The sequence below is a fragment of the Teichococcus aestuarii genome (assembly GCF_042651065.1).
GTDB lineage: Bacteria > Pseudomonadota > Alphaproteobacteria > Acetobacterales > Acetobacteraceae > Pseudoroseomonas > Pseudoroseomonas aestuarii.
In genome coordinates this window covers 48,781-68,607 of record NZ_JBHSCH010000008.1, presented here as the reverse complement: position 1 = coordinate 68,607, position 19,827 = coordinate 48,781, and the positions used below count along the sequence as shown (strand labels likewise).

The window sequence follows — 19,827 nt, the reverse complement described above, 5'->3', positions numbered from 1 at the left end:
GAGGGGCCTGCAGCGCCGGCAGGGCGGGTCCGGCCGGACGGAGGGCAGGGAAGGGAAGAGGCCAAGGCGGTGCTCCTGGTTGCCAGGAGCGAGACTAGGGAGCCTGTGCTTCCCCATGATGTGCGGTGTTTGACAGCATCCACACCATGTTTCAGCACAGACACAATCAGCATAAAAACCGGTCATAAGCCGCGCCATGCCCGGTGGTAGAAGAGGGACATGACACCGATGCCCCACGTTCTGGTTGTGGACGACGACGAGGACATCCTGATGCTGCTGACGCAGTTCCTTCAGAACCACGCCTGTCGCGTCTCGCTGGCGCGGAGCGGCGCGGAGATGCTGGCGGCGCTGGAGGAGAAGGGCGTGGACGTCATCGTCCTCGACGTCATGCTGCCGGACGAGAGCGGCTTCGAGCTCTGCCGCAAGGTGCGCATGGCCTCGGCCATACCCGTCATCATGCTCACCGCGGTGAGCGACCATTTGGAGCGCGTCGTCGGTCTCGAGATCGGCGCCGACGACTACATCACCAAGCCCTTCAACGCGCGTGAGCTGTTGGCGCGGATCAAGGCCGTGCTGCGCCGCGCGGAGGCCAGCACCGCGCCGAAGCCGGCGGACCCCCATCCCATGCTGAGCTTCGGCCGATGGCGCCTGGATATCAGGCGGCGCGAGCTGCGCCTGGACGACAACACGCTGATCCCGCTCTCGGGCGGTGAGTTCGACCTGCTCCTGGCCTTCGCCGAGAAGCCGCAGCGCGTGCTGACGCGGGACATGCTGATGGACCTGGCGCATGGCGAGAACCACGCCGCCTTCGACCGCAGCATCGACGTGCAGGTCAGCCGCCTCCGCCGCAAGCTCGAGGCCGATCCGAAGAGCCCGGAGCTGATCCGCACGGTGCGCAACGGCGGCTACATCCTCATGGCCCCGGTGACGCGCTCATGATCGCGCGGCTGTGGATGCGGGACACGATCACGCGCCGTTTCGTCCTGACGATCTTCGTCGTCCTGGCGGCGACGGTCGCGATGAACGGGGCCTTCGTCACGCTTTCCGGCGTCTGGGGTCAGCCTTCCTTCGAGAAGAGCGGCCTCCCGGAGGCGGCCGCGGCGACGGTGCGGATCATCGAGTCCCAGCCGCCCGAGCAGCGCGCCGCCCTGGCCCGCTCGGCCGGGACGCGCCTCTACGACGTCGCCTGGCACGCGGCGCCGCTGGTCGAGCCAAGCGCCGCCCAGCAGGACAGCTACATCGCCGGGCGGGACCGGCTGCGGGCGCTGCTCGAGGATCCTTCGCGGGCCATCCTGTTCCTCCACAGCGGGCATCCCGCCATCGAGGGAGGTGCCCTGGCCGCGGAGTTCATGCGGCGCGGCCAGCTTTATTTCGTGAGTGTCGCGCTGCGAGACGGCAGCTGGATCACCTTCTCCGCCGCCGAGCGGAGCTGGGGCATCGCCACTCCGCTGCGCGGCGTGCTGATCGTCCTGTTCGCCGCCGCCTCGATCCTGGGCTGCTCGGCCGCGGCCGCCTGCTCCCTGGCCTCTCCCGTGGCGCAGCTGGCCGGGGCAGTCCGCCGCTTCGGCGTCGATCCACGGGCGCCGGACATTCCCGTGAGCGGCCCGGTCGAAATCCGCGAGACGATCGTCGCCTTCAATGCCATGCAGGGGCAGATCCGGCGCTTCGTCGAGGACCGCACCACCATGCTGGCCGCGATCTCGCACGACCTGCGCACGCCGCTGACGCGCATGCGGCTGCGCGCCGAGTTCATCGGCGATGCCGTGCAGCAGCAGAAGCTGTTCCGCGATGTCGACGAAATGCGCAACATGGTGGATTCGGCCCTGTCGTTCTTTCGCGACGATGCCGGGCAGGAACCGGCGACGAGCTTCGACCTGCCCGAACTCATCAAGACCATCATCGACGACTATGGCGACCAGGGCATTCGCATCGACTACACGGGACCGCACCACGCGCGGTGGACAGGCCGGCCCCGCGCGCTGCGGCGGGTGTTCGAGAACCTCATCGAGAATGCCCTGAAACACGCGACGCCGCCTGCCATCGCGCTGCGGATCACAGATCGCGGGGCCGAGCTGACGGTGCGCGACCGGGGGCCGGGCGTCGATCCGGACAAGCTGGAGCAGGTGTTCATGCCCTTCCACCGGCTCAGCAAGGCCCGCAATCCCTCGACCGGCGGCATGGGGCTGGGCCTGACCTCGGCCCGCAGCATCATCCGCGCCCATGGCGGCGACCTCACGCTGCGCAACCTTGCCGCCGGCGGCCTCGAGGCGATTGTCGCGCTGCCCGGCCTGTCCTTCGAGGAAGCCTGAGGCGGCGTGGGCGAGCCCGGCCGGCGAGGGCGCTGGCTTCAGCAGAGACCCGGGAATTACAGTGCCCGGAAGAACCGCAACCCGGGTGGAGCAGTGCAGCGGGCCAGGATCACCATGTGCACATCGCCACCACGGAGCACGGCCACGGACCGTGCGGCGGACCCGGGGTGGAGGCGCTGAGCGACGCCGAGCTCGAGGACTGGCTGTCGAGCGGATACGGCGACGCGCAGCACGCTATCGGTCCGTGCCGCATGGGCGCCACTGACGGTCCACGCATGATGGTGGACACGGAGTGCCGCGTGTTGGGCTGCACAGGCCCATGCCTGGCCGACGCCTCCATTATGCCGGAGGTGCCAACCGCGAGCACCCGCCCGACACCCGTGGCGATCGCCGAGCGCATGGCCGGCAGGCCGGGAGCGGCGGCATGAGCGGCGTCATCGCGAAGAACCTGGCCCTTGCAAGCGCCGCTCGAATCAGCAGCATTGGGGCCAACGGTGAAAGCCGCGTATCGTGGCTGACCCGCAGCCCTTGAAGGAGGCTTTCATGCGTCGTCGTTCACTGCTGCAGGGGATGGCCATCTCCACCGCCGCCCTTGCCGCTCCGGCCCTGGCGCAGGGGCAGTCCCGCACCCTGCGCTTCATCCCGCAGATCGACCTTGCCTTCCTCGACCCGCATTGGACCACGGCCAATGTGACGCGCAACCACGGCTTCATGGTGTTCGACACCCTCTACGGGCTGGACCCGAACGATGTGCCCTATCCGCAGATGGCGGAAGGCCATGTGGTGGAGGATGACGGCCGGCGCTGGACCATCCGCCTGCGCGAGGGGCTGCTGTTCCACGACGGCACGCCGGTGCTGGCGCGGGACTGCGTGGCGAGCATCCGCCGCTGGGGCGCGCGCGATGCCTTCGGCGGCGCCCTGATGCGGGTGAGCGAGGAAATTACCGCCCCCGACGACCGCACCATCGTCTTCCGCCTGAGGAAGCCCTTCCCCCTGCTGGCGGACGCGCTGGCCAAAACCACGGCCATGATGCCGGCCATCATGCCGGAGCGGATCGCGCGCACCGACCCTGGCACACAGATCACCGAGATCATCGGCAGCGGCCCCTTCCGCTATGTGCAGGAGGAACGGCTGCAGGGCGCGCGCAATGTCTATGCCCGCTTCGACGGCTACCGGCCGCGGGAGGACGGGCCAGCGCTCGGCACCGCCGGACCCAAGGTCGCGCATTACGACCGCGTGGTCTGGACCACCATACCGGATGCCTCGACCGCCGCCGGCGCGCTGATGACGGGCGAGCATGACTGGTGGGAGCAGGTGGCGCACGACCTGAAGCCCATGCTGGCGCGCAGCCGCAGCATCCGGCTGCGGGTGCAGGAGGAGACGGGCACCCTCGGCATGCTGCGGCCGAACTGCACCCAGGCCCCCTTCAACAACCCGGCCATCCGCCGTGCCCTCATGGGTGCCATCGACCAGGCCGCCTACATGCAGGCCATCGTCGGCAACGACAGCGCCAGCTACCACGTGCCCACCGGCTTCTTCTGCCCCGGCACGCCGATGGCCAGCGAGGTCGGGCTCGACCCGCTCCGCAAGCCGCTCAGCGACGAGGCGGTGAAGCGTGACATCCTCGCCGCCGGCTACAACGGCGAGAAGGTCGTGCTGCTGGTGCCGACCGACTACGTGACGATCAAGGCGCTGGGCGATGTCGCGGCCGACATGTTGCGGCGGGTCGGCGTCAACGTCGATTACGTCGCGACCGACTGGGGCTCGATGCTGCAGCGCCGGAACAACCGTGGCCCGGTGGAGGCCGGCGGCTGGAGCCTGTTCGCCACAAGCTGGACGGGAACCGACCTGCTCAACCCGGCGACGCATGTGGGCGTGCGTGGCAATGGCACGGCAGGCTATGCCGGCTGGTACGAGAGTGCCCGGCTGGAGGGCCTCTACAACGACTGGTTCGATGCGCCGGACCTTGCGGGCCGCCAGGCCGTCTGCCGGGACATCCAGCGCGTGTGCATGGAGGAAGTGCCCTACTACCCCCTCGGCCAGTTCAAGCAGCAGACCGCGACGCGCGGGTTGCAGGGCTTGCAATCCGGCTTCACCAAGTTCTGGGGCGTGCAGCCAGGCTGACCCGGCGGTGCCGGGGATCCCTGCACCCACCGCCTAAGGCATTGAATCCCTGGTGCTTGGCGGCTGCTGCCGTGGGGTGCTTCGCTCGCCGTGGCCGATGCACGGGGAGCGAGGCAGGGGCGGGCGCAGACCGGATAGGCAGATCTCCCGGATGCCCTTGCCGGGTGCCGACGAGAGCGCTGCGCGGATACCGGTGTTGATGCATGATCGTGACGGCCTTAACAACGGCTCGAGGACGTGACATTGCGCGCGCCACTGGGAGAACTGCCATGACTGCGATCACGACGGCCCCGGCCAAGGCCGGCGAGGTTCAGCTTGACCGCGACATCTTCCTGCGGCGCCTCCTGCGTGAGCTGGCGGGCACGCTGCAGGAGATCGTCGGCCTCGAGGAGGCTTCCGGCTACATCAGTGTCGTCGGTGCCGCCATGGGAGAGCACATCGACGCGGAGTACCGCCGCGCCCTCGCCGTCGAGCGCCTCTCTCGCACGCAGGTGGCCGCGGTGCTGGTCGACCTCAAGCAGCGCATCCGCGGCGATTTCTTCGTCATCGAGGAGTCGGAGGACCGCCTGGTGCTCGGCAACCGCGCCTGCCCCTTTGGCGACTTCGTCCTGGGCCGCCCCTCGCTCTGCATGATGACATCGAACGTCTTCGGTTCCATCGCAGCGGAGAATTTGGGCTATGCCGGAGTCGAGCTCGAGCGCACCATTGCCCAGGGCCATGCCGGGTGCCGGGTGGTCGTCCACCTCCGGCCCTCCGCGCAGGCCCTGCCGGGTCTCCGCGAGTATTTCCGCCGTGACCATGCCAGCGCCTGACGAGGGCGCCGCGCGCGCCCTGCAGGCCCTGTCTGAGCCGGCGCTCCTCGTCGGCACACCAGGGCGGATCTTCTTCGCCAACCGCGCAGCCCTCGCGCGCCTGGGCCCAGGCGTCCAGGCCGGTGGGGATCTTCTTGTGCTCTGCCCCGGCGCCGAGGCCGGGTCGGCCCTCCGGCATTACCTGCTCCGCTGCTCCGGGTCGCGAAGCGCCCTCCCCGGCGCGGCGGATCTGCGAGACTCGGCTGGGCAGATGGTGCGCTTCCGGTGCGAGGCCGGGCTGCTGATTCCTGCCGAGGAGGGCGAGACGCCGCTCCTGCTCCTGCGCCTCTCGGAGGCGGACAGGCGCTTCTCCGTGCTCACGCGCAAGATCCGCGAGCTCAATGAGGAGATCATGGAGCGCCGCCGCGCGCAGATCCTGCTTGAACAGGCACTCGGCGAGCGTGACCTGCTGTTGCGGGAACTGCACCACCGGGTGAAAAACAACATCCACATGCTCTCGGGCATGCTCTCGGCAGCGCGGCGCGAGGCCGGCGCGCCGGAGGCGGCTGCGGCGCTGGAGGAGGCCTCTCGCCGACTGGCGGCTGTCGGGGCGGTGCACCAGATGCTCTACCAGGGCTCGAACTTCCAAGGCGTGCCTGGGAAAGAGTTCGTCGCAAAGATCGCCACTATGGTGGCAGAGGCATCGGGCACGCGTGGGTGCCTGGTGGTCGAGGCGGAGCCGGTCGGGATCGGGAACGACGCAGCCATTCCCCTCGCGCTTGTCCTGAACGAACTCGTGGCGAACGCAGTCAAGCACGGGGCCCGCACCAATGGCACGCCGGGCCGGATCTGGGTCGGCCTGTCCGCAGCGCCCGATGACAGTGTCGAACTCTGGGTCGAGGACGAGGGGCCAGGCTTCGAGCCGGCCGCCGGCGTGGTCAGGCGGGCTTCCGGCCTCGGCCTGGTACGCGGCCTCGCGCGTCAGATCGGCGGGACCTTCTCGGTTGGGCGTAGCCGGGCTGGGGGTGCGCGCTGCGTGGTACGCTTCCAAGGCCAGTCCGCGTCGGCGGCGGAAGGCAAGGCATGACCGCGCTGACATGGCACGCCGCGTCTGCCTCCAGGCGCTGCCTTCCGGGCCTGCCTTCCGCCAGATGGCCATCCCCGCTTCACGTGCAGGACGAGGGCTGCCTGGGGGCGGGCGCGCCGTCCCGTGGCCGGGTGCTGGTGGTGGAGGACGAGTACTTCGTCGCGCTCTACGCCGAGGATGCACTGGCCTCCGCCGGCTTTGAGGTGGTCGGGGTCGCGGCAACGGCCGAGGAGGCGGTGGAGATCGCCCGGGCCGAGCGCCCCGACCTCGTGCTGATGGATATTCGACTGACGGGCGCGCGCGACGGAATCTCCGCTGCGGCGGAGATCCGCAGCAGCCTCGGCATCCCCAGCCTGTTCGCGACGGCACACTCCGATGCAGCCACCCGGGCCCGAGGCGAGGGGGCAGCGGCACCCCTCGGCTGGCTGACAAAGCCCTATACGCCAACCGAGATCGCCGCGGCCGTTGCTGCAGCGTTGACCAAGCTGCGTGGGTAGGATGGCGAGGACACCTGATCCGGTTCTGTTTCGAGCGCCGGATCAGAGCCTGCAAGGATCTGAGGCGCGATGCATTGTTCAGGACCTTCTTCCGTTTGATCCACAATGGACTGAAAGACTGAAGTGCCCCTCATTCAACGGCACAGCCGGCCGAGTTGGATGATCGGCTGGTAGGATCTACTGACCTTTGTAAACTGACGGTGCATTTCCCAAATGGACATTCCATCGCTCACCGCGCCCGAAGATGGCGGTTGAGCTTGGGAGGCAGCCTCTGCCCGCTGATGACCAGGGCCGGAGTGGGCCAGCCCGAGGCCCCATTGCTGGCATGAATGGCCGCATGGAGATCGGGTGAGACAACCAAGATTTCGCGGGGATCATTGGCCCTGTTCCGTGTCAGCCATTCGGACGCCTCAGACAACCTCGCGGCTGGGGCGCCGGGCTGATTCACTGGCCTTGGTCAGCGGAGGCAGTGGCAATGGCGGGGCAACTCGGCCTCTTCGACCCGGATGAGCGGTATGCAGCCCTTCCGCAGCCGGCGATCCGCTGGAGCGCCTCCCGGCCGTGGTCGATTTCGAGATCTTCTGTCCTGTTGGACTGGCCCCAATTCGACCTGACACCGCGCATAGCGGCGGGGACCTCAGTCTGTGCTGAGGCATACGCCTATGCCGATGGACCCGCTTTGCGTCAAAGTCCTCACCGGCCGGGAGCGCCGATGCTGCCACAGTGCCGATCAGAAGCTCCGGCTGGTTGTGGGCGCCATGGAGCCAGACATGACGGCCTTGGCCGTGGCCCGGATGCACGGGGTTCCGCCCAGCCTGCTGTTGGATTGGAGGCGGCGCATGGCCGAGGGCGGCAAGGCAGCGGGCGGATGACGAGGTAAAGGCCGCCTACGCGAGCTGGTTTGCTGATGCCGAACCGACCCATGGCCACTGCGGAACCATGGCCCTGTTGAACCGGGCGAGGCGGGCCTCCGGGGCGGAGCCCCTGAACCACGAAATATGCGCGCGTGATCCGGTGTTCTCCGGCGGCGGGCATATGGGTGAAGGTGCCTTGATCCTCCGCCATTCAAGCGGCGTGCGCGCTTGCAGGCCCTCTGCCAGGCAGCGAGGGCGCAAGCTCGCGGGGAGGATTCTCCGCCCTGCATGCGCCGAATTCGCCGGCGATGGACAGAATTACCAACCGGAGGGTTCCTCGCCGGTTCTTCTGACATCCCAGCGCGATTCCGAAGAAGGACCCCCGTGAAATGCCAGGACCAACACCGACGGTGCCGCCGCCAAGGCCGGTCGGCCTCAATACTTCTCTCATGCGCAACATCCAGGTCCTGGAGGATCGGCGCCGCCAGGAGGCCGCATCGGCGAGCCGGGAGGAGCGGGTTGCCGGGGCCATCACCCGCTTCACCGGCAGCATGACGTTCGTCTACATCCACCTGGCCTTCTACGGCACCTGGATCCTGGTCAATCTTGGCCTGGTCCCGGGCGTGCCCAAATTCGACCCGTCCTTCGTGGTGCTGGCGATGGAGGCTTCGGTCGAGGCCATCTTTCTCTCCACCTTTGTGCTCATCAGCCAGAACCGCATGGCCGCCGCAGCCGACAAGCGGGCCGATCTGGACCTTCAGATCAGCCTGTTGGCGGAGCATGAACTGACCAAGCTATCGGAACTCGTGGCCGAGATCGCCAGGCGCATGGACATCCGCACTCAGGCCGACCCGGAACTGAAGGAGGTGCAGCAGGACATCGCGCCAGAAGCCGTGCTGGATGAGATCGAGGCGCGGCAACGGAAAGACTGAATGGCCGGGACGGAAGAGGGGTGTTCGCCACGCGATGAGGAGGGCCTTCGGCGGCCATCCGGAAGATGATGAGCCTCGACCAGCGAGCCTGCCGGGCTGCGAACGGCAGGTGCCGCAACATGGCCTGCGGAGCCGGATAGAAAATGCGGCAACATGAGGCGGTAGCAGCCACTCCTGCTGCCCGTGTGCCTGATAACCTTTGATTATCGTGTCTTAGGGCCGAACGCCATAAACGGCCTCCTTTTGGCGGACGGGGTGAGACCTTTTCTGCGTGTATGCCCTGCGGCACAAACTCTCCTTGAACGGGGATGCAGGTGCGCGTGGAGTCTGGATTTTGATTCCATCTTGCTCGGGTTTGACCGAAGCCTGTCTTTATCAGCGTGCTATTCGCCTCAGAATGATAATTATGACAACTTACGAGCAAGACATACCAAAATGATCCCGTCAGACGCAGCCTTGCAGGTCTGCCGGTGAGATCTCTCGGCGAAGATGGGAATCGGCATGGCAAGGCCGCTTTTCGCCGGCAGCTACCGGTTCCATCGGTTCCAGCTGAACACGCAGCGCGGCATGGCCATTGTTCACCTGCTCGCCACCTTGCGTCGGAACGGACCGCCCCGGATGCCGCTCCCGCTGCCTGAGGCGCCGCCGAACCTCGGGAGAAGTCGTCGGGCGGCGCGGCATGGCATCAGTCCAGCCGTGGGCGGCGCCGGTGCCAGTCCGTATCGCGCTGGAAGGCGTCGGCCGCCTGCATGACGCGCGCTTCGGCGAAGGGACGGCCTGCGAGTTGCAGCCCCACCGGCGCGCCCCTGTCATCGAAGCCACAGGGGATGCTGATGGCCGGCAGGCCCAGATAGTTGAAGGGCCGGGTGTTGCGCGAGATGGCACCGAAGCGGCTTATGGCCTCCGGGTCGCCGCTATCGATATCGGTCTCCGCCAGGCTTGGCAGGGCGCCCGGGATGGTCGGGCTGGCCAGCAGGTCCACCGCGCCGAAGGCCGCCCCAAAAGCTGCCTGGGCGAAGCCGCGCAGCACCGGGCCACGGCGGGAGAGCGCCTCCAGGTAGTAGGCCGCCGGCACCGCATAGCCGGGAAAGAGCCGGCCGCTGATATGCGCGGCGAAGTCGCCCGGGCGGTCGCGCATCCAGGTGGCATGGATGGTGGCGGCCTCGGCGCGGCTGACCACGGCGCCATAGGTCAGCACCTCCTGCATCATGGCCAGTTCCACCGGCACCACCATGGCGCCGCGCCCGCGCAGCACATCGAGCGCCGTCTCGAAGGCGCGCAGCACGTCGGCATCCACCGCCTCCAGGAACCATTCCCGCGCCACGCCGATGCGCAGGCCGCGCAGATCGCCATCCAGCGCCGCCTCGTAATCCGGCACCGGCTCGCGCGCGCTGGTGGGGTCCTTCGGGTCGTGCCCGGCCATCACCGTCATCACCCGGGCGCAGTCGCGCGCGGTGCGGGTCAGGGGCCCGGCATTGTCGCAGGAGAAGGAGAGCGGCATCACGCCGTGGCGGCTGAGCCGCGTCTGCGTCGGCTTCAGCCCGGTCACGCCGCAGGCCGAGGCGGGCAGGCGGATGGAGCCGCCGGTGTCCGAGCCCAGCGCCATGAAGGCGAAGCCCGCCGCCACGGCGGCGCCCGAGCCGGAGGAGGAGCCGCCGGTGATGCGGCCGCGCACCCACGGGTTCTGGCAATCGCCGAAATGGCGGTTGTGGCCGGTCGGATTCTGCGCGAACTCGGCCATGTTCAGCCCGCCCAGGGTCAGCGCGCCGGCCTCCTCCAGCCGGCTGATCAGGGTGGCCGTGTAGGTGGGGCGGAAGTCGCGGCGGATGGCCGAGCCGCAGCTGCAGGGCTTGCCGGCCTGGTAGTACATGTCCTTGTGCGCCATCGGCACGCCGTGCAGTGGCCCGAGCGCCTCGCCGCGCGCCCGCCGGCGGTCGGCGGCCGCGGCCGCCTCCAGCGCCGCCGCCTCGTCCAGCCAGATGACGCTGTTCAGCGCCGCGTCGTGGCGGCGGATGCGCGCCAGGCAGGCCTCCGTCAGCGCCAGCGCAGTCACCTCGCCCCGCACCAGGGCATCGGCCGCTTCGACGAGGGAGAGGGTGGCGAGGTCGTCCTGCTGGGCGAGGGCGGCGTCCTGGGGCATCAGCCGGGCTCCTTGCAGTCGCGAAGGGCGGCCTCGAAATCCGCCGGCTCGTCCTCGAAGCGCAGGCCGCCGCGCAGCGCCTCGAACTCGGCGATCAGCTTCAGCAGCTCGGCGGTCATCTGCCGCGCCGTCTCGTTCGGGCTGGCGATGCCGGACCAGCGGCGGGCAGCCTCCCCTGCCTGGGTGATGAAAACCTCGTCCATGGGCCCTGCCTCCGCGGAAGGGCGGCGCCTGCCGCCGCGATGCCCCGGCATTAATGGCGTATCCTTCCGCCCCCGCAAGAGGCGGCGCGCAACCCCGCCGGACCCCGCCGTATTCTCTCCCCATGTCGTTCCGGACCGCCCCGCCCGCCGGGGCCGCCGCTTCCGGGCACGGCCGATCTGCGCCATCATGCGGGGGCCATTCTTCCGCCCCGTGCCGGCGCCAGAACCAAGAGGATGACGCGCTCATGAAAGCCGCCAGCGTACTCGAGACCATCGGCCGGACGCCGCATATCCGCCTGGGCCGCCTCTTCCCCGAGGCCGAGGTCTGGGTGAAGTCCGAACGCAGCAACCCCGGCGGCTCGGTGAAGGACCGCATCGCGCTGGCCATGGTGGAGGCGGCGGAGGCCGATGGCCGCCTCGCCCCCGGCGGCACCATCATCGAGCCGACCTCCGGCAACACCGGCATCGGCCTGGCCATGGTGGCGGCGGTGAAGGGCTACCGGCTGGTGCTGGTGATGCCGGATTCCATGTCGGTCGAGCGGCGCCGGCTGATGCAGGCCTATGGCGCCGAGTTCGTGCTGACCCCGCGCGAGCAGGGCATGAAGGGCGCCATCGCCCGCGCCCAGGCGCTGCAGGCCGAGACCCCCGGCGCCTGGATCCCGCAGCAATTCGAGAACCCGGCCAATATCGAGGTGCATGTCCGCACCACCGCGCAGGAGATCCTGGCCGACTTCCCCGAGGGGCTGGACGCGCTGATCACCGGCGTCGGCACGGGCGGGCACCTCACCGGCTGCGCGCGGGTGCTGAAGGCGGCCTGGCCGCAGCTCAAGGTCTTCGCGGTGGAGCCGGCGCAGTCGCCGGTCATCTCGGGCGGCGCGCCGGCGCCGCACCCGATCCAGGGCATCGGCGCCGGCTTCGTGCCCGCCAACCTGGACACCGCCGTGCTGGACGGCGTGATCCAGGTGGAGGCGGAAGCGGCGCGCGAGCAGGCGCGGCGCTCGGCCCGGCTGGAGGGGCTGCTGGTCGGCATCTCCTCCGGCGCCACGCTGGCCGCCATCGCCGCCAAGCTGCCGGAGCTGCCGCAGGGCGCCCGCGTGCTCGGCTTCAACTACGACACGGGCGAGCGCTACCTCTCGGTGCCGGACTTCCTGCCGGGCTGAGCATGGCGCGGCGGCCAGTGCCTGGACGGGCCGGGCTCAGAAGGGCCGGGCTCAGACGTGCTGGCCGCCATTGATGTGGATCTCCGCCCCGTTCACGTAGGAGGAGGCGGGGGAGCAGAGGAAGAGGATGGTGTTGGCCACCTCTTCCGCGCTGCCCAGGCGGCGCATCGGGATCTGCCGCTCGACGATCTCCTCCGTGCCGGGGGAGAGGATGGCGGTGTCGATCTCGCCGGGGGCGATGGCGTTCACCCGCACGCCATGCGCGCCGAACTCGAAGGCCAGCTCCCGCGTCAGCGCCGCCAGCGCTGCCTTGGAGCAGGCATAGGCCGCGCCCGCGAAGGGATGCACGCGCGAGCCGACGATGGAGGTGACGTTCACCACGCTGCCATGCGCCGCGCTCAGCTCCCGGAACAGGCCGCGCGCCAGCAGGGCGGTGGAGATCAGGTTGACGTTGAACACCGTCATCCAGGTGGCGTAGTCGGTGTCCAGCGCGCCGAGGCGGCTGCCGCCCGCGCCCTTGGGCGAGATGCCGGCGTTGTTGACCAGCGCGTGCAGCTCGCCCTGCGGCAGGCGTTCCCGCACCTCCTCCACCAGCCGCTCCACCGCGGCGGGGTCGGACAGGTCGGCCTGGATGTGGCTCTCCCGCGCTTCCGGCCAGCGGCACTCCTCCGAGAAGGGCTGGCGGGAGACGGTGAGGATGCGCCACCCCTCCGCCTGGAAGCGCTTCACCGTGGCATGGCCGATGCCCCGGCTGGCCCCGGTGAGCAACATGATCTTGCGGCGGCTGGACATCGGGCGGCTTCCCCTGGCGGATGCGGTGCCGCAAGCTCTCCGCCCTTCCGCGGCGGGAGGCAAGCCCCCCGCCGCCCGCGCCTCAGCCGGCGAAGCGCGGCTCGGGGATGGCGCGCACGCCGGGCAGGCGGAACAGTGCCACGCGGCCGCCCTCCGGGTCCGTCTCCAGGTCGGCGCCGCCGCGGCTGAGCGAGGTGACGAGCATGGTCTGCCCGTCCGCCCCGCCCAGCGCGCACATGGCGGGCTTCTTCATCGGCACGCGGACGATGCGGTCCAGAACGCCGTCCGGCGTGAAGCGCTTGATGCAGCCCTCGTCCAGCGCGCAGCTCCAGTAGCCACCCTCGGCATCGACCGTGGCGCCGTCCGGCCGCCCGACCATGCCGCGCATGTCGACGAAGACGCGGCGGTTGGAGAGGGCGCCCGTCTCCGTGTCGTAGTCGAGGGCCCAGACCATGCGCTCCGTCGGGTGGGTGCCGGAGGCGTAGAAGGTGCGGCCATCCGGGCTGAAGGCGGAGCCATTGGGCACGATCAGCCCGCCCAGCCCGGCCTCCTCCAGCCCGCCCTCGCTGGTGAGGCGGTACCAGCGGCCGGAGGGATCGGCGAGCGAGATGTCGCCCACCATGGTGGAGGCGAGGAAGCGGCCCTGCCGGTCGCAGCGCCCGTCGTTGAAGCGCATCCCCTCGCGCGGGTGGGCGACGCTGGCGAGGCGGGTCATCACCGCCTCCTCCGCACCCTCCGCATCCGGCAGCTCCACCGCGAAGAGGCCGCTCTGGCAGGCGCAGACCAGGGAGGGGTTGGGGCCGGGCTGCGCGCCATCCGGCCGCAGGGCCAGGCAGCCCGCCACCTCGGCCAGGCGCCAGCTGCGCAGCGCGCCGCTCTCCGGGTCCAGCCGGTAGAGGATGCGGTTGGGGATGTCGGTCCAGTACCAGCGGCCGCGCGTGGCGTCCCAGACGGGGCTCTCGCCGGTGCCGTTGCGGAGGCCCGGCAGCAGCGCCTCGGGGCCGATTTCCAGGATATCGACGGTCATGCTCATTCCTTGCCTGCGGCGGTGGCCGGCAGCGCCTCCGGCGTGCCGCCCGGCCCGCCGCCCTTGCGGCGGCGGAGCAGCGGCAGCAGCAGCGTCACCGCCGCCAGCGCCAGCAGCGCCACGGTGATCGGCCGCGTCCAGAGGAAGTCGTAGCTGCCATTGGAGAGGGAGAGGGCGCGGCGGAAGCTGGCCTCGGCCATCGGCCCCATGATCAGCGCCAGCACCACCGGCGAGGCGGGGAAGCCCCAGCGCTGCATGAAATAGCCGACGACGCCTGCCGCCAGCATGATGCCGATGTCGAAGACGCTGTTGTTGATGGCATAGGCGCCGACGACGCAGAGCAGCAGCACCAGCGGCATCAGCACCGAGCGCGGCATCATCAGCACGCGGCCGATGAAGCGCAGCGAGCCGAGGCCGAGCGCCAGCAGCACCAGGTAGCAGAACAGCATGCCGGCCAGCAGGGTGAAGACCAGCTCGGCATGGTCGGTGAAGAGCAGCGGGCCGGGCTGCAGCCCCTGCACCACCAGCGCGCCCATCATCACGGCGGTGACGGCGTCGCCCGGGATGCCGAGCGTCATCATCGTCATCAGCGCGCCGCCGGTGCAGGCATTGCCGCCGGCCTCGCAGGCGGAGATGGCGGCGATCTCGCCCTTGCCGAAATTCTCCGGCGTGCGGCTGAAGCGGCGCGCCTCGTTGTAGCTGACATAGGCCGCGATGTCGGCGCCGGCGCCAGGGATCGCGCCGATGAAGGCGCCAAGGCCGCTCGAGCGCAGCAGCGTGCCGGTCAGGCCGCGCAGCTGCGGCCAGCTCGGCAGCAGCCGGCCGATCTGCGCCATGGCGCGGGCGCGCAGCTCGCCCTCCTCCATCGACTTGAACACCTCGGCCGCGGCGAAGAGGCCGATCATCACCGGGATGAAGGGGACGGTGAACAGCTCCGTGTAGCCGGCGGTGAAGCGCGGGAAGCCGCCCATCGGATCCAGCCCGATGCTGGCCACCAGCAGCCCGGCGAAGCCCGCGATCAGCCCCTTCACCAGGGAATCACCCGAGATGCTGGCGATGATGGAGAGGCCGAACACGGCGAGCGCGAAGGTTTCCGAGGCGCTGAACTTCAGCGCGAAGCCGGCCAGGATGGGGGCCAGGAAGATCAGGATCAGCACGCTGAGCGTGCCGCCGATGAAGGAGGAGATGGTGGCGACGCCGAGCGCCAGCCCCGCCTGCCCCTTCTGCGCCAGGGCGTAGCCGTCGATCGCCGTGGCCGCCGCCGCCGGGGTGCCGGGGATGCGCAGCAGGATGGCGGGGATGGAGCCGCCATAGATGCCGCCGAAGAACACGCCCGAGATCATCAGCAGGCCGGAGACCGGGTCCATGCTGAAGGTGAAGGGCAGCAGGATGGCGACGCCCATCGTCGCCGTCAGCCCCGGCAGGGCGCCGATGACGATGCCGGCCGCAACGCCGAAGATGGAGAGCAGGATGGCCGTCGGGTGGGTGGCGAGGGTCTGCACGCCCCCCCACAGCAGGTGCAGGTTGTCCATGGACAGATGGTTCCCGGGCGGTGCGTGGGGGTGCCGCTATTCGAACAGGCTGCCGGGCGGCAGCGGGACGTTCAGGCCGTAGTCGAACAGGATGTAGATGGCGGCGGTGATGGCCAGGGCCAGCACCGGGTTCCACACCAGGCTGCGCTGGCCCATCAGCGCCATCAGCCCGGCCAGCAGCACGAAGGCCGTGGGGAAGTAGCCGACCGTGCCGATCGCCAGCAGCGCGCCCAGCATCAGCAGCATGCCGAGGGCGACGCGGCCGTAATGCCGCCGCTCCGGCGCGGCCACCTCGGCCACCGGCTGCCGCAGCGTCTGCGCCAGCAGGATGCCGAGCAGCCCCAGCAGCCCCGTGGCGTAGAGGATGGGGAAGCGCGCGGGGCCGACGTCGTTGGGATCGGGCGAGGCGGGGAAGCCCAGCGCGGTGACGATCACGCCGACGGCCACGGCGCCCACCAGCGCCACGATGACGAGATGCGCCAGCCGGTCGGCCCGGCTCTGGACGGCGGCGCCGTCCTGCGGGGCGGTTTGGTCGCTCATGGGTAACCCTCCTGGGAACGCCGCCCGTGCCGGCAGGGCCGGCGCGGGCGGCGCCGCCTTCAGCGCGCGAGGCCGATGCGGGTCATCAGGGCCTTGAAGGTGGCGTCCTCCGCCTTGACCTGCTCGGCGAATTGCGGGCCGTCGAGATAGGCCCAGGTGAGGTTCAGCTTCTTCAGCGTGTCGCGGAAGGCCTGCTCCTCGGCGGTGCGGCGCGCCACCTGGCGCAGCGTCTCCACCACCTCCGCCGGCGTGCGCTTCGGCACGAAGATGCCGCGCCATGTGCCGATGGCGAGGTCCGTGCCGCTCTCGCGGAAGGTCGGCACGTCCGGGAAGGCCTCCAGCCGCTGCTCGGCCATCACGCCGAGGATGCGCATCTGGCCTGCCTGCACCTGCGCCGAGACCTCCGCCGGGCTGACCGCGACCGCCTCGATATGGCCGCCGAGCAGCGCCGTCACCGCCGGGGCCGCGCCCTCATAGGGGATGTTGTTGAAGCGGAGGCCGAGCTTGTCGGCCAGCGCCTCGGTGGCCAGGTGCCAGATGGCGCCGGTGCCGGAATTGCCGACGCGGATCTTGCCCGGGTTGGCCTTGGCGTGTTCCAGATACTCGCCCAGGGTCTTCCAGGGGGCGTCGGCCTTCACCGTCACCGCGCTGGGCTCGGCGTTCAGCCGGGCGACGGGCAGGAAGTCGTCGGCCGAGAAGCGGACCAGCCCCATATGCGGCAGCATCGCCAGCTCGACGGTGCCGAGGCCGATCTTGTAGCCATCCGGCCGCGCCGCCATGATTTCCGACAGGCCCACCGCGCCGCCGCCGCCGGTGCGGTTCACCACGCCGATGCCGCGCTCCAGATGCGCCTTGGCGGCATCGGCGAAGGCGCGCGCCACGAGGTCGGTGCCGCCGCCGGGGGCGAAGGGCACGATCAGCTCGACCGGGCGGCGCGGGTAACCCTGGGCCAGGGCGGGGCCGGCCGGCAGGATGGCGGCGGCGCCGAGGCCGGCCAGCAGCTTGAGCTTGGAGCGGTGGGTCAGTTCCATGGAAATCATCTCCCGGAAGCAGTGGGGCCCTCGTGGAAAGCGAGGGCGAAGGAGGGGAAGCCCGGCCGGCCCGCAGGTCTTGGGCCTGCTGCCGTCATGCCGGCCGGGCGGGGTTTCAGGGCGTGGCGGCTTCCTGCCGCCAGGCGGCAGTGAAGGCGCGGGCGCGTTCCGCCACCTCCGCCGCCGTCATGCCGGGCGCGTAGAGCGCCGAGCCGAGGCCGAAGCCGGCGGCGCCGGCGGCCAGGAAGGGCCGCATGGTGGTGGGGGTGATGCCCCCCACCGGCAGCAGCCGCGTGCCGCGCGGCAGCACGGCGCGCATCGCCTTCAGCACCGGCGGCCCCACCAGCTCGGCGGGGAACAGCTTCAGCGCGGCCGCGCCGGCGGCGAGCGCCGCGAAGGCCTCGGTCGGCGTCGCGATGCCGGGGGTGCAGAGCAGCCCGGCCCGCGCCGCCGCGCCGATCACCGCCGTGTCGGCATGCGGCATCACCACCAGCTCGGCGCCGAGGGCGGCGAGGCGCTCCACCTCCGCCACCCGCGTCACCGTGCCGGCGCCCACCAGCGCGTCCGGCGGCAGCAGGCGGCGCACCCGCGCGATGCTGTCGAACGGCTCGGGCGAGTTCAGCGGCACCTCGATCAGGCGGAAGCCGGCCTCGTACAGCACCGAGGCCACCGCCTCGCTCTCCTCCGGCCGCAGGCCGCGCAGGATGGCGATGAGGGGCAGGCTGGCCAGCGCCGCGTCGAAGCGGGGGGCATGAGAAGATTCGGTCATGGCGCGGCCTCCTCGGCCGTGTTGGCGGCGGGCGCGGGCCGGACCAGCCCGGCGGCGATGGCGAACTGGAACAGGCCGGCCGGCGCGGTGTTGCCGAGCAGCAGGGCGGGCGGCGCGCCGAGGCTCTCCAGCACGGCGGCGTAGCGGCGGCAGAGCGTGCCCTCGCCGATCAGCGCCAGCGGCAGCCCCGCCTCGGCCGCGCCGGTATGGGCGAGGCCGGAGACGACCTCGTGCCCGATCAGCAGGCCGGAGAGGAAATCGGCCAGGGCGGCGGGGGGCAGGCGCTTCGTCAGGCCGAGGGTGCGGGTGGCGAAGAGCTGGTGCGCCAGGTCGCCCGGCCCGCTCTCCCGCGCCATGCGCAGGCCGAGGGCGAAGGCTTCCGCCGCCGCCTCCGGCGCGGCCTGCTCCCCCTCCGGCATCAGCCGGCCGAGCAGGGAGTGGCGGCACAGCACGGCGAACAGCTCGCCCGTCATGTAGGTGGCGAAGCCGGTGATGCGGCCAGCCTCCAGCGACACCCATTTGGAATGGGTGCCGGGCATCAGGAAGCGCGCCCGCGCCGCCAGCGCCGGATGCGCCTGCAGCGCGCCGGCCACCTGGATCTCCTCGCCGCGGATGACGTCCGGCGCACCGTACGCCGGGGCGCTGAGCACGCCGGGGGCGATCAGGATGCGGGCGCCGGGCGCCGCCACCTCCACCGCCGCGCGGGCCAGGCCGGAGAGGTCGGCGGGGCATTCGGCGTAGGGTGCCTCGCGCCAGCCCTGGGCGCTGCCCACCATGCCGCCGGCCACCACCGGCAGGCCCGGCCAGCGCGCCAGCCAGGCGCCGCACTGCGCGGTGAACACGTCCACGAAGCCCTCCGCGCCGGGGCGCGGCAGGTTGGTGATGCCCTCGGCGCTGCCGCGCTGGTCCAGCACCGTGGCGCCCTGACCCATCAGGAAGGCGCGGAAGCTCGACGTGCCCCAGTCGAGCGCGATCAGGACGGGATCGACGGTTGGCGGCATCAGCGGCTCCAGCCCAGCTCGCGGGAAATGTCATCGGCGGCGGCGCGCACCAGCGGCGCGATCTCCTCCAGCCGCTCCTCCGGCATGAAGGGGATGGCGCTGGCGACGCTGATGGCGGCGCTGACGCGCCCGCCCACCTCGCGCACCGGCGCGCCGGCGCAGCGGATGCCCACCTCGTTCTCCTCCAGGTCGAACACCACGTCGCGCGCCAGATAGGCGCGCATCCGCTCCTCGTAGAGCGGCCAGGGGGTCGGCGCGGGGCGCTCGGGGTGGCGCGCGTTCAGCGCGATGGCGGCGTCGTAGAGCGCGCGCCAGCGCTGCGGCGGCACGCCCAGCATCAGCGCCTTGCCGATGCCCGTGGTGGCCAGCGGCATGCGCTGCCCGACGCGCGAGCGCATCTCGAAGCCGCGCGTGCTGGTGATCTTGACGAGGTAGACGACCTCCGCGCCGTCCGCCACACCGAGATGCACCGTGTCTCCGGTCTGCCGCGCCAGCGCCTCGCAATGCGGCTGCGCCAGCGCCACCAGCGGCCGCTGCTCCAGCGCCCGGTTGCCGAGATGGATCGGCATCGGGCCCAGCAGGTAGCCCTTGTGCGGCAGGTGGTGCAGGTACTTCGCCGTCACCAGGCTGTTGAGGATGCGGTGCGTCGTGCTGCGCGGCGTGCCCAGCGCGGCGGCGATGCCCTGCACGTCGCAGATGCCGCCGGCGACGCATTCCAGCACCTTCAGCCCGCGCAGCAGGGTCTGCGTGCCGGCGGCCTGGGGCCGCCCGGCCTCGCTTTCCATCCTCGTGCCGTCCACCGGTTCAGCCATTGCCATGACGCCGGCTGCTTAGGCGCAGTGGGATTGTTGTGTCAAATAGATGATACATGTTCCAAATAGTGGGAGTTTATCTCCCATCCTCCCTGATTCCGCAGCCCGCCGGGGTGGCTGGGCCGCGGCTTGCGCTTGACGGCCCTCTGGCCAGCCGCCTAGCTATGCCTCATATAATTTATGCTATTACCACTATTTGAGAGTTCCGGCGAGGAAAATGGGTTCG

Annotated in this window: 20 protein-coding genes; 10 read left to right on the top strand and 10 right to left on the bottom strand. The window is 70.5% G+C overall.

All coding sequences use genetic code 11. The features are described from left to right. The first annotated feature begins 219 nt into the window (after positions 1-219). The 9 genes from ACFOY6_RS06055 to ACFOY6_RS06015 all read left to right on the top strand — a co-directional run bounded on the left by ACFOY6_RS06055 (position 220) and on the right by ACFOY6_RS06015 (position 8,594). Positions 220-939, top strand: coding sequence for a response regulator (locus ACFOY6_RS06055; RefSeq protein ID WP_109519208.1), 720 nt, complete (start codon positions 220-222; stop codon positions 937-939). Beyond that, on the top strand, positions 936-2,309 hold the full coding sequence (locus ACFOY6_RS06050) for a sensor histidine kinase (protein ID WP_109519209.1): 1,374 nt from the start codon (positions 936-938) through the stop codon (positions 2,307-2,309). Before ACFOY6_RS06055 ends, ACFOY6_RS06050 begins: the two co-directional genes overlap by 4 nt. 116 nt (positions 2,310-2,425) lie before the next feature. Continuing rightward, on the top strand, positions 2,426-2,737 hold the full coding sequence (locus ACFOY6_RS06045) for a GMC oxidoreductase (RefSeq protein ID WP_379649523.1): 312 nt from the start codon (positions 2,426-2,428) through the stop codon (positions 2,735-2,737). Positions 2,738-2,852: 115 nt separating this feature from the next. Further along, on the top strand, positions 2,853-4,433 hold the full coding sequence (locus ACFOY6_RS06040) for an ABC transporter substrate-binding protein (RefSeq protein ID WP_379636393.1): 1,581 nt from the start codon (positions 2,853-2,855) through the stop codon (positions 4,431-4,433). A 269-nt stretch (positions 4,434-4,702) separates the two neighbouring features. Continuing rightward, on the top strand, positions 4,703-5,245 hold the full coding sequence (locus ACFOY6_RS06035; protein WP_379636395.1) for a methanogen output domain 1-containing protein: 543 nt from the start codon (positions 4,703-4,705) through the stop codon (positions 5,243-5,245). Next, on the top strand, positions 5,232-6,311 hold the full coding sequence (locus ACFOY6_RS06030) for a sensor histidine kinase (protein WP_379649551.1): 1,080 nt from the start codon (positions 5,232-5,234) through the stop codon (positions 6,309-6,311). Before ACFOY6_RS06035 ends, ACFOY6_RS06030 begins: the two co-directional genes overlap by 14 nt. Then, on the top strand, positions 6,308-6,808 hold the full coding sequence (locus ACFOY6_RS06025) for a response regulator (RefSeq protein ID WP_109519213.1): 501 nt from the start codon (positions 6,308-6,310) through the stop codon (positions 6,806-6,808). The genes ACFOY6_RS06030 and ACFOY6_RS06025 overlap by 4 nt, the downstream gene beginning before the upstream one ends. A 662-nt stretch (positions 6,809-7,470) precedes the next feature. After that, positions 7,471-7,680: a transposase gene (locus ACFOY6_RS06020; protein ID WP_379649520.1), complete on the top strand. Its 210-nt coding sequence runs from the start codon at positions 7,471-7,473 to the stop codon at positions 7,678-7,680. 431 nt (positions 7,681-8,111) lie between these two features. Further along, positions 8,112-8,594, top strand: coding sequence for a DUF1003 domain-containing protein (locus ACFOY6_RS06015; RefSeq protein WP_245906536.1), 483 nt, complete (start codon positions 8,112-8,114; stop codon positions 8,592-8,594). A gap of 685 nt (positions 8,595-9,279) precedes the next feature. Here ACFOY6_RS06015 and ACFOY6_RS06010 read toward each other — a convergent pair. Then, positions 9,280-10,734: an amidase gene (locus ACFOY6_RS06010; RefSeq protein WP_379649518.1), complete on the bottom strand. Its 1,455-nt coding sequence runs from the start codon at positions 10,732-10,734 to the stop codon at positions 9,280-9,282. Further along, positions 10,734-10,937 carry a hypothetical protein gene (locus ACFOY6_RS06005; RefSeq protein WP_109518141.1) on the bottom strand — a complete coding sequence of 68 codons (204 nt, stop codon included), beginning with the start codon at positions 10,935-10,937 and terminating at the stop codon, positions 10,734-10,736. The genes ACFOY6_RS06010 and ACFOY6_RS06005 overlap by 1 nt, the downstream gene beginning before the upstream one ends. Before the next feature lie 245 nt (positions 10,938-11,182). On the opposite strand from ACFOY6_RS06005, the gene cysK reads away from it, so the two are divergent. Continuing rightward, positions 11,183-12,097, top strand: a complete 915-nt coding sequence (gene cysK, locus ACFOY6_RS06000) for a cysteine synthase A (RefSeq protein ID WP_109518140.1) — start codon at positions 11,183-11,185, stop codon at positions 12,095-12,097. A 51-nt stretch (positions 12,098-12,148) separates the two neighbouring features. On the opposite strand, the gene ACFOY6_RS05995 is transcribed toward cysK, so the two are convergent. From ACFOY6_RS05995 to ACFOY6_RS05960, 8 genes are all read right to left on the bottom strand, one after another. After that, positions 12,149-12,889 carry an SDR family NAD(P)-dependent oxidoreductase gene (locus tag ACFOY6_RS05995; protein WP_219929775.1) on the bottom strand — a complete coding sequence of 247 codons (741 nt, stop codon included), beginning with the start codon at positions 12,887-12,889 and terminating at the stop codon, positions 12,149-12,151. An 82-nt stretch (positions 12,890-12,971) separates the two neighbouring features. Then, on the bottom strand, positions 12,972-13,916 hold the full coding sequence (locus tag ACFOY6_RS05990) for an SMP-30/gluconolactonase/LRE family protein (protein WP_379649516.1): 945 nt from the start codon (positions 13,914-13,916) through the stop codon (positions 12,972-12,974). 2 nt (positions 13,917-13,918) lie between these two features. Next, positions 13,919-15,448 carry a tripartite tricarboxylate transporter permease gene (locus ACFOY6_RS05985; RefSeq protein WP_109518138.1) on the bottom strand — a complete coding sequence of 510 codons (1,530 nt, stop codon included), beginning with the start codon at positions 15,446-15,448 and terminating at the stop codon, positions 13,919-13,921. A 36-nt stretch (positions 15,449-15,484) separates the two neighbouring features. Then, positions 15,485-15,988 (bottom strand): tripartite tricarboxylate transporter TctB family protein, encoded by a 504-nt coding sequence (locus ACFOY6_RS05980; RefSeq protein WP_379636409.1) that lies wholly within the window; start codon positions 15,986-15,988, stop codon positions 15,485-15,487. A gap of 59 nt (positions 15,989-16,047) precedes the next feature. Beyond that, positions 16,048-17,019 carry a Bug family tripartite tricarboxylate transporter substrate binding protein gene (locus tag ACFOY6_RS05975; protein WP_109518136.1) on the bottom strand — a complete coding sequence of 324 codons (972 nt, stop codon included), beginning with the start codon at positions 17,017-17,019 and terminating at the stop codon, positions 16,048-16,050. Between the two features lie 115 nt (positions 17,020-17,134). Beyond that, on the bottom strand, positions 17,135-17,788 hold the full coding sequence (locus tag ACFOY6_RS05970; RefSeq protein ID WP_109518135.1) for a 2-dehydro-3-deoxy-6-phosphogalactonate aldolase: 654 nt from the start codon (positions 17,786-17,788) through the stop codon (positions 17,135-17,137). Beyond that, positions 17,785-18,789 carry a 2-dehydro-3-deoxygalactonokinase gene (locus tag ACFOY6_RS05965; protein WP_379649513.1) on the bottom strand — a complete coding sequence of 335 codons (1,005 nt, stop codon included), beginning with the start codon at positions 18,787-18,789 and terminating at the stop codon, positions 17,785-17,787. The genes ACFOY6_RS05970 and ACFOY6_RS05965 overlap by 4 nt, the downstream gene beginning before the upstream one ends. After that, complete coding sequence (locus tag ACFOY6_RS05960) at positions 18,789-19,607, bottom strand: IclR family transcriptional regulator (RefSeq protein ID WP_456316931.1); 819 nt, start codon at positions 19,605-19,607, stop codon at positions 18,789-18,791. Before ACFOY6_RS05960 ends, ACFOY6_RS05965 begins: the two co-directional genes overlap by 1 nt. Positions 19,608-19,827 lie beyond the last annotated feature (220 nt).

What these genes read in the sequence shown, in the direction of transcription:
- ACFOY6_RS06055 (WP_109519208.1), top strand. Translation starts at nt 220, where the DNA reads ATGACACCGATGCCCCACGTTCTGGTTGTGGACGACGACGAGGACATC.
- ACFOY6_RS06050 (WP_109519209.1), top strand. Translation starts at nt 936, where the DNA reads ATGATCGCGCGGCTGTGGATGCGGGACACGATCACGCGCCGTTTCGTC.
- ACFOY6_RS06040 (WP_379636393.1), top strand. Translation starts at nt 2,853, where the DNA reads ATGCGTCGTCGTTCACTGCTGCAGGGGATGGCCATCTCCACCGCCGCC.
- ACFOY6_RS06035 (WP_379636395.1), top strand. Translation starts at nt 4,703, where the DNA reads ATGACTGCGATCACGACGGCCCCGGCCAAGGCCGGCGAGGTTCAGCTT.
- ACFOY6_RS06030 (WP_379649551.1), top strand. Translation starts at nt 5,232, where the DNA reads ATGCCAGCGCCTGACGAGGGCGCCGCGCGCGCCCTGCAGGCCCTGTCT.
- ACFOY6_RS06025 (WP_109519213.1), top strand. Translation starts at nt 6,308, where the DNA reads ATGACCGCGCTGACATGGCACGCCGCGTCTGCCTCCAGGCGCTGCCTT.
- ACFOY6_RS06020 (WP_379649520.1), top strand. Translation starts at nt 7,471, where the DNA reads ATGCCGATGGACCCGCTTTGCGTCAAAGTCCTCACCGGCCGGGAGCGC.
- ACFOY6_RS06015 (WP_245906536.1), top strand. Translation starts at nt 8,112, where the DNA reads ATGCGCAACATCCAGGTCCTGGAGGATCGGCGCCGCCAGGAGGCCGCA.
- ACFOY6_RS06010 (WP_379649518.1), bottom strand. Translation starts at nt 10,734, where the DNA reads ATGCCCCAGGACGCCGCCCTCGCCCAGCAGGACGACCTCGCCACCCTC.
- ACFOY6_RS06005 (WP_109518141.1), bottom strand. Translation starts at nt 10,937, where the DNA reads ATGGACGAGGTTTTCATCACCCAGGCAGGGGAGGCTGCCCGCCGCTGG.
- cysK (WP_109518140.1), top strand. Translation starts at nt 11,183, where the DNA reads ATGAAAGCCGCCAGCGTACTCGAGACCATCGGCCGGACGCCGCATATC.
- ACFOY6_RS05995 (WP_219929775.1), bottom strand. Translation starts at nt 12,889, where the DNA reads ATGTCCAGCCGCCGCAAGATCATGTTGCTCACCGGGGCCAGCCGGGGC.
- ACFOY6_RS05990 (WP_379649516.1), bottom strand. Translation starts at nt 13,916, where the DNA reads ATGACCGTCGATATCCTGGAAATCGGCCCCGAGGCGCTGCTGCCGGGC.
- ACFOY6_RS05985 (WP_109518138.1), bottom strand. Translation starts at nt 15,448, where the DNA reads ATGGACAACCTGCACCTGCTGTGGGGGGGCGTGCAGACCCTCGCCACC.
- ACFOY6_RS05980 (WP_379636409.1), bottom strand. Translation starts at nt 15,988, where the DNA reads ATGAGCGACCAAACCGCCCCGCAGGACGGCGCCGCCGTCCAGAGCCGG.
- ACFOY6_RS05975 (WP_109518136.1), bottom strand. Translation starts at nt 17,019, where the DNA reads ATGGAACTGACCCACCGCTCCAAGCTCAAGCTGCTGGCCGGCCTCGGC.
- ACFOY6_RS05970 (WP_109518135.1), bottom strand. Translation starts at nt 17,788, where the DNA reads ATGACCGAATCTTCTCATGCCCCCCGCTTCGACGCGGCGCTGGCCAGC.
- ACFOY6_RS05965 (WP_379649513.1), bottom strand. Translation starts at nt 18,789, where the DNA reads ATGCCGCCAACCGTCGATCCCGTCCTGATCGCGCTCGACTGGGGCACG.
- ACFOY6_RS05960 (WP_456316931.1), bottom strand. Translation starts at nt 19,607, where the DNA reads ATGGCAATGGCTGAACCGGTGGACGGCACGAGGATGGAAAGCGAGGCC.